Annotated in this window: 11 protein-coding genes; 10 read left to right on the forward strand and 1 reads right to left on the reverse strand. The window is 38.4% G+C overall.

The window, feature by feature from the left end:
- Positions 1-244 precede the first annotated feature (244 nt).
- Positions 245-1,501: a phosphoribosylamine--glycine ligase gene (gene purD / locus JFL43_RS12845; RefSeq protein WP_200749349.1), complete on the forward strand. Its 1,257-nt coding sequence runs from the start codon at positions 245-247 to the stop codon at positions 1,499-1,501.
- A 53-nt stretch (positions 1,502-1,554) separates the two neighbouring features.
- Here purD and JFL43_RS12850 read toward each other — a convergent pair whose 3' ends face one another.
- Entirely contained in the window at positions 1,555-1,974 is a 420-nt protein-coding gene (locus tag JFL43_RS12850) for a YgaP family membrane protein (RefSeq protein ID WP_407701980.1), read from the reverse strand.
- Positions 1,975-2,148: 174 nt separating this feature from the next.
- On the opposite strand from JFL43_RS12850, the gene JFL43_RS12855 reads away from it, so the two are divergent.
- The 9 genes from JFL43_RS12855 to gatA all read left to right on the forward strand — a co-directional run bounded on the left by JFL43_RS12855 (position 2,149) and on the right by gatA (position 13,732).
- Positions 2,149-3,879, forward strand: a complete 1,731-nt coding sequence (locus JFL43_RS12855; RefSeq protein ID WP_200749405.1) for an adenine deaminase C-terminal domain-containing protein — start codon at positions 2,149-2,151, stop codon at positions 3,877-3,879.
- An 11-nt stretch (positions 3,880-3,890) separates the two neighbouring features.
- On the forward strand, positions 3,891-4,931 hold the full coding sequence (locus JFL43_RS12860; RefSeq protein WP_234447769.1) for a DUF3048 domain-containing protein: 1,041 nt from the start codon (positions 3,891-3,893) through the stop codon (positions 4,929-4,931).
- A 23-nt stretch (positions 4,932-4,954) separates the two neighbouring features.
- Entirely contained in the window at positions 4,955-5,275 is a 321-nt protein-coding gene (locus tag JFL43_RS12865; protein ID WP_200749350.1) for a YerC/YecD family TrpR-related protein, read from the forward strand.
- Between the two features lie 214 nt (positions 5,276-5,489).
- Positions 5,490-6,176, forward strand: coding sequence for a heptaprenylglyceryl phosphate synthase (gene pcrB / locus JFL43_RS12870; RefSeq protein WP_100795787.1), 687 nt, complete (start codon positions 5,490-5,492; stop codon positions 6,174-6,176).
- Positions 6,177-6,228: 52 nt separating this feature from the next.
- Complete coding sequence (gene pcrA / locus JFL43_RS12875; RefSeq protein ID WP_200749351.1) at positions 6,229-8,472, forward strand: DNA helicase PcrA; 2,244 nt, start codon at positions 6,229-6,231, stop codon at positions 8,470-8,472.
- A gap of 24 nt (positions 8,473-8,496) precedes the next feature.
- Positions 8,497-10,503 carry an NAD-dependent DNA ligase LigA gene (gene ligA / locus JFL43_RS12880; protein WP_200749352.1) on the forward strand — a complete coding sequence of 669 codons (2,007 nt, stop codon included), beginning with the start codon at positions 8,497-8,499 and terminating at the stop codon, positions 10,501-10,503.
- A 14-nt stretch (positions 10,504-10,517) separates the two neighbouring features.
- A complete protein-coding gene (locus JFL43_RS12885) occupies positions 10,518-11,660 on the forward strand; it encodes a CamS family sex pheromone protein (protein WP_200749353.1) in 1,143 nt (380 codons plus the stop codon).
- 291 nt (positions 11,661-11,951) lie between these two features.
- On the forward strand, positions 11,952-12,245 hold the full coding sequence (gene gatC / locus JFL43_RS12890) for an Asp-tRNA(Asn)/Glu-tRNA(Gln) amidotransferase subunit GatC (protein WP_100795791.1): 294 nt from the start codon (positions 11,952-11,954) through the stop codon (positions 12,243-12,245).
- A gap of 23 nt (positions 12,246-12,268) precedes the next feature.
- Positions 12,269-13,732 carry an Asp-tRNA(Asn)/Glu-tRNA(Gln) amidotransferase subunit GatA gene (gene gatA / locus JFL43_RS12895; protein WP_100795792.1) on the forward strand — a complete coding sequence of 488 codons (1,464 nt, stop codon included), beginning with the start codon at positions 12,269-12,271 and terminating at the stop codon, positions 13,730-13,732.
- Position 13,733: the final 1 nt, after the last annotated feature.

Consider the following 13,733-nt stretch of genomic DNA (forward strand, 5'->3'; position numbering starts at 1 on the left):
CTCGAGGGGCTGGCCGCTGAAGCTGGATATCTTGATTAAGGAAGGCCACCTAAGTGCGCGACATCGTGTCAAAGGTCATTATTAGTAAAAGTAGCCTAAATGAGCATAGGGTACCGAATTACGAGCATAGAATTGGTTAATTCGAGCATGGCAACTCATCTAATAAATAAACAACACTAAACCCGGAACACACCAAGCGAGCATCGGCGTGTTCCGTTAGTTTATAAATAGGAGGATTCTTTCAATGAAAGTACTAGTCATTGGTAGTGGTGGTCGCGAGCATGCAATTGCCAAACAATTTGCAAATGCACCATCAGTTGAGAATGTATTTGTTGCACCAGGTAATGATGGTATGAAAAATGATGTAGAGTGTGTCGCAATTGACGCTTTCAACTTTGCAGAACTTATAGATTTTGCTAAAGAGCAGTCAATCGACTTAACATTTGTCGGACCTGAACAACCTTTAGTAGCTGGTATCGTGGATGCTTTTAATGAAGCGGGTTTACGCATTTTTGGCCCAACTAAGGCTGCAGCTAAAATTGAAGGTAGTAAATCCTTTGCAAAAGAACTAATGCAAAAATACAATATACCAACAGCCGCTTCTGCAACATTTACTGAAGCAGAAGCTGCAATTGCATACGTACAAAAAATGGGTGCTCCAATCGTTGTGAAAGCAGATGGTCTTGCGGCAGGTAAAGGTGTAATCGTTGCGATGACGGAAGAAGAAGCGATTGAAGGTATCGAAGACATGATTGGCAATCAACGCTTTGGGGATTCTTCTTCTCGTGTTGTGATTGAGGAATTCCTTGATGGGGAAGAGTTCTCTTATATGTCATTTGTACATAATGGTCAAATTTATCCGATGGTTATTGCACAAGATCATAAACGTGCATATGATGGCGATAAAGGTCCAAATACAGGTGGAATGGGTGCTTATTCTCCAGTACCTCAAATTTCTGAAACAGTAGTAAAGCGTTCATATGATGAAGTGGTAGAACCCACTGTTAAAGCGATGACAGCTGAAGGTTCATCTTTCACAGGGATTTTATACGCAGGGCTTATTTTAACGGCAGAGGGCCCTAAAGTAATTGAATTTAATGCACGCTTTGGTGATCCTGAGACACAAGTTGTACTACCACGTATGGCTTCTGATTTTGGTGAATTTATGATGGCGTTAATGAATGAACAGCCGTACACTTTGGAATGGTCAGAAGATGTAATGCTAGGTGTCGTAATTGCTTCAGAAGGATATCCTGGCGATGTACAAAAAGGTGCTAAATTACCGTCACTAGAAAAATTATCAGCAGAATTTGATGTTTTCCATGCGGGTACAAAACTTGCAGGAGAAGACTTTGTAGGAAACGGTGGCCGCGTACTACTAGTTGCTACGAAGGCTGCAACATTGAAGGAAGCACAAAAAAAAGTATATAAAGGTCTATCTAAAGATACTTGGGATAGATTTTTTTATCGTACTGATATAGGCTGGCGCACGATGAAGTAAAATGAAAAACTGTCCGATAAAAAATATCGGACAGCTTTTTGTTCATATGGGTTTTACGTAGTAGATGAACTAGCTTGACTGTTATTATTGTTCTTTTTTTGATCATTGGACTGATTTTTAGAATCACTGTTTTGTGAATCACTGTTTTTGCTATTCATATTCCCGCCAGCAAAATCCTTCATCAGTTGATCAATATTAGGGATGATGCTTGCAGCTTGGCCACCAAATGCGCTAGTCATAGAGCTATCGACCGCACTTTGCATGGTAGAGCTCATCATTGCCTTTGTTGGACAATATTTTAGTATACCTTCAGCTGTTTTCATTGCACCGAAAATAATCATCATCCGACCTCTAGTACAATTAGGATTGCGCGAAATTCTGCCAATACCAAATGCGGTCATACCCACACCACAGGTTAGTCGCATAAAAGCATTTTTCGTACTTAAGTTTTCTGATTGAGTCAATAAAGTCACCCTCCTAAATAAATTTTCCCATAATTAAACAACGAAAAACTTTGATTTCCTAAAGTGCTGTGATACGATAATTTAGTGATGCGAAATAAGAATCAAATCCTATTTTTTACATAAACTAAAAAACCATTTAACGAGCATGAAAATATGAAAGAAGAAAGAAAGGAGATGGATGTAATGCAAGAACCCTCGTGGAAAATCGGGCAAATCCGTCAGCAAATTGCCATCATTGATGGTAAAGAAGCACCTAATTTAGTTATTAAAAACGCACGTTATTTACATGGTGTATACAAACAATGGATCCAGGGGAATATTTGGATCGCAAAAGATCGTATTGTATATGCGGGTCCTAAAATGCCAACAAATACAACGGCAACAGAGATTGTTGATGCTAAGGGACAGACGATTGTTCCAGGTTATATTGAACCGCATGTTCATCCATTTCAGCTTTATAATCCCCAAACATTTGCAGATTATGCGGCTCAACTTGGAACAACAACATTTCTATCCGACAACTTAATGTTATTTTTATTATTAAAAAACAAGAAAGCGTTTTCAATTTTAGATCAATTAAAACAGCTCCCATTTGCATTTTATTGGTGGGCACGATTTGATTCGCAAACAGAACTTGAAAATGAGCATGATTTATTTATGACGACAGCTATCAGTGATTGGCTTGAACGTTCAGATGTTATTTTAGGCGGAGAGTTAACAGGCTGGCCAAGGTTACTTGCTGGTGATGACCAAATGCTTTATTGGTTGCAACTTGCAAAAGCACATGGCAAGAAAATTGAAGCGCATTTGCCAGGTGCCTCTGAAAGAACATTGGCACGTATGAAATTATTTGGCGCAGATAGTGATCATGAATCGATGACTTTAGAAGAAGTGGAAAATCGTATTTTGCATGGTTATGCTGTGACATTACGTCACTCATCAATCCGTCCAGATTTACCTATTTTATTAAAAGACATCGTTGAAAAGGGTTTGAATATTTTTGATCATTTAATGATGACAACAGATGGTGCAACACCTTCATTCTATATAGATGGTGTGATGGACAAATGTATTCAAGTTGCACTGGATGCAGGAGTAGCACCAATCGATGCATATCAGATGGCTTCTTACAATGTCGCGCGCTATTATAATATGACCAATTTGCACGGACTAATTGCAACTGGCCGCTTTGCTACATTGAATATTTTAGAAAATGAATTTAACCCAGTGCCGGTTAGTGTGTTATCAAAAGGAGTTTGGTTAAAGCGTGACAATGAAAAAGTATACGCTCTACCAGCAATCGATTGGTCAGCAATTGATTCACTAGATTTAGATTTTGATCTAACGGATGATGACTTCCAATTTTCAATGCCATTTGGGATTCAATTATTAAACGATGTTATTACTAAGCCTTACAGCGTATCAGTTCATACAAATGAAGGTAAACTTAGCACGGATCATGATGAATGTTATTTAATGTTGATTGATAAAAAGGGGAAATGGCGTGTAAACACGCTATTAAAAGGTTTTGCTACTCATCTACAAGGTTTTGCATCCTCATATTCTAGTACTGGCGATATAATTTTAATCGGAAAAAATACGAAAGATATGTTAGTGGCCTTCAATGAAATGAAGAAAATGAACGGCGGTATCGTAATCGTTGAAAACGGACTAGTTGTAGAAAGCTTACCACTATCAATTGGAGGAGGATTATCGGCTGAGCCTGTAGAACTATTAATAGAGCAGGAATTAGCACTCAAGAAAAAGTTGCAGGAACGTGGCTATCATCTTGGAGATGCTATTTATACTTTGCTATTTTTACAATCTACTCACTTGCCTTATATTCGAATTACACAACGCGGTATTTTTGATGTCATGAAGAAAACCGTTCTATTCCCGTCAGTTATGAGATAGGAGGAAACCTTTTGAAGAGGAAATTAATTATTGTAATGCTACTAGTGCTTGCCGCATTAATAGTGGGATGTTCAAAAGAGAAAGAAAAAGAAGAAGAAAAGAAGGAACCAGCAACAGCAGAAGTACCAGCCGAAGTAGAGAAAAAAACATATATCACACCGTTTACTGGAGTAGAAGTGGATAAAAAACCTACGATGCGCCCTGTAATGGTGACGATTAACAATCAACCACAAGCACGTCCGCAATCAGGTTTAACTTCGGCAGATCTTATTTATGAAATGGTTGCAGAAGGAAATATTACACGTATACTTGCGGTATTCCAAAGTGAATTACCAGAAAATATCGGACCTGTCAGAAGTGCGAGAGATTATTTTGTTGACTTAGCAAAAGGCTTAGATGCATTTTATATTGCACATGGCTATAGTCCAGAAGCGAAATCGATGTTGACGACAGGTGTTGTGGATAATATTAATGGAATGCAATATGATGGTTCGTTATTTAAACGTTCAGCAGATCGCGTAGCCCCCCATAACTCCTATATTTCTGAGGAAAGTGTAAAATTAGGGGAAGAAAAAGTTGATGCTGCATTAAAATTGCAGAAAAAAGTACCTTTCTCTTTTTATGAGTCAGTTGAAGATGTTAAAATAGACAAGGTTATATCGAAAGTTGATATTCGTTACGGCTCTGATGAGCAATTTCATAACACATTTACATATAACGAGGACAGTAAATTATATGAACGTCAATCTGGTGGCGTTGTGACGAAGGATCTATTGAATGATGAATCTGTACAAGTTGCCAATGTTTTATTTTTTGAAATCAATCATAGTACTGTCGATCAAAAGGGGCGTCAAGCGCTAGACTTGGCTTCAGGTGGAAGTGGCTATGTCTTTCAAGCAGGGCAAAAGTTAGATGTGAAATGGCGAAATGTAGATGGCGTATTGTTACCATATGCCGACGATAAGCCTGTCAAACTAGTGCCTGGTAAGTCATGGATAAACTTCGTACCTTCCAATCCTGGATTAGCAAAATTGGTCACATATAAACCTTAATGAAGGAAAGGGGGAAATGAAGCATGCAAATAGAGAAAATTCGTGGTCATCAAACAGACCAATTATTTAAAGCAGTATTAGAATTGAATGATATTGAAGAATGCTATAAATTCTTTGATGATCTATGTACAATAACTGAAATTCAATCTTTAGCACAACGTTTTGAAGTAGCGCATTTATTACGCTTGAAAAAAACGTATGAAACAATTAAAAAGGAAACAGGTGCTTCTACAGCGACAATTTCGCGTGTACGTCGTTGCTTTGATTATGGTAACGATACATATGATGAGATGCTTGGTCGCCTTTATCCTGACGAAAAACCTTTTCTAGCACCTAAAGGCTGAAAAGTTGTATAGCAAATATAAGTGAAACTGACTGAGCAGATGTCTGTTCAGTTTTTTTCTTGTGAAATAAAGATTATAATAAATTCTCCATCTCTCCTTTCATATTTTGAATGGAGGGTCTGTTTGACTAATGTATACTGGTAATTAGAGAGAATGCTCGGTAGCTCTTTGGCCAAGCTGAATAGATATTAACATTTTAGATAGGTGGGTAAAAATGGAGTTTCAAAATTGGCGTCATGTATTTAAAATTGATCCGGCAAAACCTATGGCAGATGAAGTGCTAGAGCAACTATGTGAATCTGGCACAGATGCAGTAATAGTGGGTGGTACGGATGATGTGACAATTGATAATGTTTTAGATTTATTAGTAAGAATTCGACGCTTTACAGTGCCGGTAGTGCTAGAGATTTCTAATTTAGAATCAGTCACACCAGGCTTCGATTTTTACTTTATTCCAACAGTGTTGAATAGTAATAACACAGCATGGGTAAAAGACTTACATCACCAAGCAATTAAAGAATATGGTGATATCATGATGTGGGACGAGCTTTTTGCTGAAGGCTATTGCATATTAAATTCAGATTGTAAGGCTGCAAAAGTGACTGAGGCAAATACGGAGTTAGACTCAGATGACGTTGTTGCTTATGCTAGAATGGCTGAAAATCTTTTTAATTTACCTATTTTTTATTTAGAATATAGCGGCACTTATGGGAATCCTAATGTAGTGAAAGACGTGCAAAATGTATTAGAAAAGACACGTCTATTTTACGGCGGAGGTATTAAGAACGCGGAGCAGGCGAAGGAAATGTCCCAATTAGCAAATACCGTCGTAATTGGTAATGTAATTTATGACGATTTAAAAGCAGCTTTAAGTACGGTAAAAGCAGTGAAAGAAATATAAAACTATAGTATAATTAAGAACAAACGTTTGTATTGTATAAAGGTGGTGCGTTATGGAACAGTTAACAAATAATTTATTAAAAGGTATGAATCCTGAACAAGCAGAAGCTGTGAAAACAACTGAAGGGCCATTACTTATAATGGCTGGTGCAGGCTCAGGGAAAACACGCGTACTAACTCATCGTATCGCGTATTTAGTCATTGAGAAAAAGGTCTATCCTTCGAAAATATTAGCCCTTACTTTCACGAACAAAGCAGCACGTGAAATGAGAGAGCGTATAGATGGTCTACTAGGAAACGGTACAGGACAACAAATGTGGGTATCTACATTCCACTCGATGTGTGTTCGGATTTTACGTCGTGATATTGATCGCATTGGCTACAATAAAAACTTTTCAATTCTAGATACAACTGACCAATTGACGGTGATTAAAAACGTCTTGAAAGAGTTAAATATCGACCCGAAACGTCATGATCCACGCTCTATGCTAAACGCAATTAGCTCAGCTAAAAACGAATGCATTGACATTGAAACATATAAGGCGCAAGTGAGCGCAACGAATCCATATGAAAAAACAGTTGCAGATGTCTATGAAGGCTACCAAAAACGCCTTCGTAAAAACCAATCATTAGATTTTGATGATTTGATTATGATGACAATTCGTTTATTCCAACAGGTGCCTGAAGTACTTGAGAATTATCAAAATCGTTTCCAATATATTCACGTCGATGAATATCAAGATACGAACCACTCTCAATATCAATTAGTTCAAATGCTTGCGAAGAAATTCCAGAATATCTGTGTTGTAGGTGACTCTGATCAATCTATTTATCGTTGGCGCGGGGCCGATATCCAAAATATTTTATCTTTTGAAAAGAGTTACCCTACGGCAAAAGCGATTATGCTAGAACAAAATTACCGTTCTACAGCACGCATCCTTCAAGCAGCTAATGACGTCATAAAAAATAACACGAGCCGCTATCCTAAAGAACTTCGTACGGAAAATGCTGAAGGTGAGAAAATTGCTATTCATCGTTCGTATGATGAGAGACAAGAAGCTCAATTCGTCGTACAAACAATTCAAGATTTGATGTTAAAAGATAATCGCTCACTCGATGATTTTTCGATTCTTTACCGTACAAATGCACAATCTCGCGCGATGGAAGAAGTATTAGTGAAATCGAATATGGCTTATACAATCGTCGGCGGCACGAAGTTCTATGACCGTAAAGAAATAAAGGATTTACTAGCTTACCTGCGTTTAATTGCTAACAATGATGACGATTTATCTTTAGCGCGCATTATTAACGAGCCAAAACGTAGTATCGGTGCAACTTCATTTGATCGTATGGCGCAATTTGCATTTGAGCAAGATCGTTCTATTTTCGATGCATTACGAGAAGTTGATTTTATGGGCTTGCCTGCAAAAGCAACAAATGCAGCAGCAAAATTCCATGCAATGATTTCTGGCTTTACGCAAATGCAGGAGTATTTATCTGTGACGGAGTTAGTTGAGCAAGTGCTCGATAAATCAGGCTACCGTGAAATGTTGCAAATTGAAAAAACGATTGAAGCAGAAAGTCGCTTAGAGAATATCGATGAATTTTTAACAGTTACAAAAGCATTCGAAGCGCAAAGTGATGATAAAACGCTCGTTGCCTTTTTAACGGACTTGGCACTAATTGCAGACATCGATTCACTTGATAAAGAGGACGAGTCTAAAGGGAGCATCGTCTTAATGACAATGCACTCGGCAAAAGGTTTAGAATTCCCAGTTGTTTTCATCATCGGTATGGAAGAAAATATTTTCCCACATTCACGTTCATTACAAGATGAGGATGAAATGGAAGAGGAGCGTCGTTTGGCGTATGTCGGTGTCACACGTGCTGAGCAGAAATTATTCTTAACTTGCGCGCAAACGCGTACTATTTTTGGACGCAGTAGCTATAATAGTCCATCACGTTTCCTTCAAGAAATTGATAGTGACATTATTGAAGATATTTCGTCTAACAAAAGTAGTGCTAGTGGTGGTGCTGGGCGTTCAACGCGATCTTCAGGCTTTGCAACAAAAGCGCCAACAACGCGTACAGTTGTGTCAAAATCTGCTTATCAACAATCTGGTGGAGAAAAGCTTGGTTGGGCTTCAGGGGATAAAGCAGCTCATAAAAAATGGGGTGTCGGTACAGTTGTTAGTGTCCGCGGTGAAGGTGAAAATGTTGAGCTAGATATCGCATTCCCAAGCCCAACAGGTATTAAACGATTATTAGCAAAATTTGCGCCTATTGAAAAAGTATAGGCGTAGTTGCGGAGGAATAAATGAATGGACAGAATTCAAATGGAAAAGCGTGTAGCTGAATTGAATAAGCTTCTTCATGAATATGGACATGCCTATTATGTGTTGGATCAACCGGTCGTTTCAGATGCAATTTATGATCAATATTTGAAAGAGTTAATCGCAATTGAGGGAGAAAATCCGGATTTAATTTATCCAGACTCTCCTACTCAGCGTGTTGGAGGAAACATATTACAAGGGTTCCAAAAGGTCACGCATAACTATCCGATGCTTAGTCTATCCAATGCTTTTAACGAAGCAGATTTGAATGACTTCGATCGAAAAGCACGTGCCATCATCGGTGATAACTTCAATTACATTTGCGAGTTGAAAATCGATGGTTTAGCGATTTCATTGCGCTACGAAAATGGCTTATTTGTTTTAGGCTCAACACGTGGTGATGGTCAAATTGGTGAGGATATTACAGAGAACTTGAAAACAGTTCGTTCTGTACCGCTCCGCTTAAAAGAGTCTGTGTCAATTGAAGCTCGTGGTGAATGTTATATGCCAAAAAGCTCCTTCACGAATCTAAACAAAGCGCGTGCAGAAAAGGATGAAGAATTATTCGCAAATCCTCGCAATGCAGCGGCGGGATCACTTCGTCAGCTAGACCCTAAAATTGCGGCAAGTCGTAATTTATCGACCTTTATCTATGCAATCGGGGGTAGTGGAGAGGCATATAATTTGGCAGGCCATAGTGACGCACTAGATTATATGGATAAGCTTGGATTCCAAACAAATCGTGAACGCCGCGCATGTAAAGACATTAAAGAAGTAATGGCTTATATTGAGGAATGGACTGAAAAGCGTCCAGAGTTACCATATGAAATTGATGGCATTGTCATTAAAGTAAACCGCTATGACCAACAAGAGGAGCTAGGCTATACAGCGAAAAGTCCTCGTTGGTCCATTGCATATAAATTCCCTGCAGAAGAGGTTGTCACTAAAGTATTGGACGTTGATCTAACAGTTGGCCGTACAGGCGTTGTTACACCAACAGCCATTCTTGAGCCAGTGCTAGTGGCAGGAACAACAGTAGGGCGTGCCACACTGCATAATGAGGATATGATTCGAGAAAAAGATATCCGTATCGGTGACCAAGTCATTATTCGCAAAGCTGGTGACATCATTCCTGAAGTCGTCTCCGTGCTATTCGATCAGCGAAGTGAAGATTCCGTTCCATTTGAAATGCCGACACATTGCCCAGCATGTGAAAGTGAACTTATCCGCTTAGAGGGTGAAGTAGCCCTACGTTGTGTGAACCCACAATGCTTCGCGCAAATGGCAGAAGGCATGGCACATTTTGTATCGCGGAATGCGATGAATATTGATGGCTGCGGGGAAAAAGTGGTAGGGCAATTATTAAAATCTGAGCTTGTAAAAGATGTATCAGACCTCTATAAATTAAATGTCGAGGAACTAATGCAATTAGATCGTATGGGCGAAAAGTCAGCAAATAAATTAGTAACGGCTATTGAAAAATCGAAAGAAAATTCAATGGAACGCTTATTATTTGGCTTAGGTGTTCGTCATGTTGGAGCAAAAGCAGCTCGCGTATTGTCGGAGGAATTTGGCTCCATTCAAAACTTAATGACAGTTACAACAGGTCAACTCATCAATGTAAATGATATCGGTGAGAAGATGGCTGAATCATTATTGTCGTATTTCGAAAATGAAGAAGTGCAAGCATTATTGCAAAGGCTTTCTGATGCAGGTGTAAACATGGACTTTAAAGGTAAGAAAGTAAATGTAACTGACACAGAAAGCGTATTTTCAGGTAAAACGGTTGTTTTAACCGGTAAATTAGAACAATTGACACGTCATGATGCAAAAGAGAAAATAGAACAGTTAGGCGGTACAGTTACAGGGAGTGTTAGTAAAAAGACAGACCTTGTAATCGCCGGAGAAGAGGCAGGTTCAAAACTAGCTAAAGCTGAACAACTCGGCATTGAAGTTTGGGATGAAAGCCGCCTTATTCAAGAATTAACTTTGTAAAGGAGTTCAAGATAATGAACCGACTTCGCTGGATACCGGCGATGATTGTTGTTGCAATGCTTGCAGGCTGCGTTCCATCATTAAAGAATGACACGGAAGTAGTACAAAGCGATGCAAAAGACAAAGAAGAAGCAACGATCATTCCTAATATGCAAATTGATGACCAATACTACCGTACTCTTTTACCTTATAAAGAAAGTGCAAGTAGAGGTTTGATTGTTTCAAACATTTATTCAAAATATGATGTAACAGAAGCAGAAAGCGGACTGTTACGCCTATCAAAAAATGCTTTCGATCCAAGCAAGTACTTCTTCCAAGAGGGACAATATTTAGATAAAGATACGGCATCTTCATGGCTAGAGCGTAGTTCTCAAAAAGATGAAGGTCTAAACCCTGCTACTAGTTCTAAAATGTCGCCAACTGAGCGTGCTACAAAGGCACCAATCTATTTGGCTCATATCGTAGAGCAAAATTATCTTGAAAAGACAGATAAAAATAAAGTGAAGCTTGCGGGTGTATCTATCGGTTTAGCACTTAACTCTATTTATTATTATCAAAAAGAGGATTATGGTGCAACTTATGAAGAATCGATACTTGAACCGACTTTAACAGAACAAGGGAAAAAAATTGCTGCTCAAGTTATCCAACGATTACGTCAAAAAGAGGGACTAGAAAACGTTCCAATGGTTGTTGGGCTATTTAAACAGCAAAGTCGTAGCTCCATCGTTCCAGGCACATATATCTCTTACGGAATTGTAGATGAGGGATCTAATAAAGTGTCAGAATGGCAATCGGTTAAAGAGGAATACGTGTTATTCCCAACAAATGATATTAAAGAAAACTATCGTGAAATGAATCAGTACTTTAAAAACTTCAAACAAGATATTGATAAATATTTTACTAACTATACAAATGTAATCGGAACAGGGTTCTATCAAAATAATAAAATTAAAAAGTTAACAATTGATATCCCAATTAAATTTTATGGTACATCTGAAATTGTTGGCTTCACACAATTCATGGCTGGAGAAGTAATGGATCAATTCCCTAAAGGTTTAAAAGTAGAAGTGAACGTTACTTCTGTCAATGGACCAGAGGCATTGGTAGTGAAAGAAGCGAATAGTGATAAGCCGGATGTGCATATTTATAACGACTAGCTTTTCACGTAAAGGGTGCGGCCTATATGTCGCACTCTTTAATTTTGTAGAAAGCATGAAAATCATTCTTATTTGTGTCGATAAAATGTATAATTTGAAAGTAGTCAATTTTCTCTATTCCTTTTAGCTATAATGGATTATGTATGAGTACAGCAAGGTTATGAATAAAGAAAAGAAAAGCCTTTATTTTCAAGCGTTTGGAGCTGCTTTTGTGGATAGAAGCGCCTTGCATAAATATTACTAAAAATGATATTATTATCGGTATGGTTATTGAATTCGGAGGTGTGAAGAATGGCGAATATTTCAAAAGAAGAAGTTAAGCACGTTGCTAACTTAGCACGTCTAGCTATTACTGAAGCGGAAGCTGAGAAGTTTGCGCAACAATTAGGTGCAATTACTAAATTTGCAGAGCAACTTAATGAGCTAGACACTACTAATGTTGAACCTACAACGCATGTCTTACCTCTTGTAAACGTTCTACGTGAGGACGTTGCAGTTAAAGGTTTAGATCGTGAAGTTATGATGTTAAACGTGAAAGAGCAAGAAAACGGCTTAGTTAAAGTACCACCAATCATTACAGAATAATAGTCAGTAAGGAGGGACCACGCATGACATTGTTTACAAAATCAGCGCAAGAGTTACAAGAACTTTTAAAAACAAAAGAAATCTCAATCGCTGACTTAACAGAAGAAGCTTATAAACGCGTTGCTGCAATTGATGGCGAAGTAGGCGCATTTTTAGCATTAAATGAAGAAAAAGCAACTGCACAAGCGAAAGAAATGGATGCAGTACCGTTTGAAGAAAGAGGACCACTATACGGTCTACCTATCGGTGTTAAAGATAATATCGTCACTGAAGGTTTAGAAACAACTTGTGCAAGTAAAATTCTAGAAGGCTTCAACCCAATTTATGATGCAACAGTTGTCCATAAATTACGTGAAGCAGGCATGGTAACAATCGGTAAATTGAACATGGATGAGTTCGCAATGGGTTCTTCAAATGAAAACTCTGCTTACAAAACAGTTCATAATCCATGGAACTTAAATAACGTACCAGGTGGATCTTCAGGTGGTTCAGCAGCAGCTGTAGCAGCAGGGGAAGTTCCATTCTCATTAGGTTCTGATACAGGTGGTTCAATCCGTCAACCAGCAGCATTCTGTGGTGTTGTAGGGATGAAACCAACGTATGGTCGCGTATCTCGATTCGGTTTAGTAGCATTCGCTTCTTCACTTGACCAAATCGGACCAATCACTCGTAACGTACGTGATAATGCTTTATTACTTGAAGCAATTTCTGGTGTTGATGCTAACGATTCAACTTCAGCAAACGTTGAAGTACCAAGCTTTGTAGAATCACTTACTGGTGATGTAAAAGGTCTTCGTATTGCTGTACCTAAAGAATATTTAGGTGAGGGTGTTGGCGAAGCAGCACGTAAATCAGTTCTTGATGCACTAAAAGTATTAGAATCTCTAGGCGCAACTTGGGAAGAAGTATCACTACCTCACTCTAAATACGCTTTAGCAGCTTACTACATCCTGTCTTCTTCTGAAGCATCTTCAAACTTATCTCGTTTCGACGGTATCCGTTACGGTTTCCGCGCTGAAAACGTTACTAACCTAGAAGAACTTTATAAAGAAACTCGTGCTCAAGGCTTTGGCGATGAAGTAAAACGTCGTATCATGCTTGGAACTTACTCTTTAAGCTCAGGTACTTATGATGCTTACTACAAAAAAGCACAACAAACTCGTACATTAATCAAAGCAGATTTTGATAAAGTGTTCGAAGATTTTGATGTGATTCTTGGACCTACAACACCAACACCAGCATTCAAAATTGGTGAAAATATTAAAGATCCAATGACAATGTACGCTAACGATATTTTAACAATTCCTATTAACTTAGCGGGTGTACCAGCAATCTCAATCCCATGTGGATTTGAAGATGGTCTACCACTAGGTTTACAAATTATCGGTAATTACTTCGATGAAGCGACAATTTACCGCGTGGCAGATGCTTTCGAAAAAGCATCTGAATTCCACAAAGAAACTCCTCAAATTTGGGAGGTAAAATAAC

It is taken from the genome of Viridibacillus soli (assembly GCF_016612995.1).
In the GTDB taxonomy this organism is placed as follows: domain Bacteria; phylum Bacillota; class Bacilli; order Bacillales_A; family Planococcaceae; genus Viridibacillus; species Viridibacillus soli.

What these genes read in the sequence shown, in the direction of transcription:
- pcrA (WP_200749351.1), top strand. Translation starts at nt 6,229, where the DNA reads ATGGAACAGTTAACAAATAATTTATTAAAAGGTATGAATCCTGAACAA.
- purD (WP_200749349.1), top strand. Translation starts at nt 245, where the DNA reads ATGAAAGTACTAGTCATTGGTAGTGGTGGTCGCGAGCATGCAATTGCC.
- JFL43_RS12865 (WP_200749350.1), top strand. Translation starts at nt 4,955, where the DNA reads ATGCAAATAGAGAAAATTCGTGGTCATCAAACAGACCAATTATTTAAA.
- JFL43_RS12885 (WP_200749353.1), top strand. Translation starts at nt 10,518, where the DNA reads ATGAACCGACTTCGCTGGATACCGGCGATGATTGTTGTTGCAATGCTT.
- ligA (WP_200749352.1), top strand. Translation starts at nt 8,497, where the DNA reads ATGGACAGAATTCAAATGGAAAAGCGTGTAGCTGAATTGAATAAGCTT.
- gatC (WP_100795791.1), top strand. Translation starts at nt 11,952, where the DNA reads ATGGCGAATATTTCAAAAGAAGAAGTTAAGCACGTTGCTAACTTAGCA.
- JFL43_RS12855 (WP_200749405.1), top strand. Translation starts at nt 2,149, where the DNA reads ATGCAAGAACCCTCGTGGAAAATCGGGCAAATCCGTCAGCAAATTGCC.
- pcrB (WP_100795787.1), top strand. Translation starts at nt 5,490, where the DNA reads ATGGAGTTTCAAAATTGGCGTCATGTATTTAAAATTGATCCGGCAAAA.
- gatA (WP_100795792.1), top strand. Translation starts at nt 12,269, where the DNA reads ATGACATTGTTTACAAAATCAGCGCAAGAGTTACAAGAACTTTTAAAA.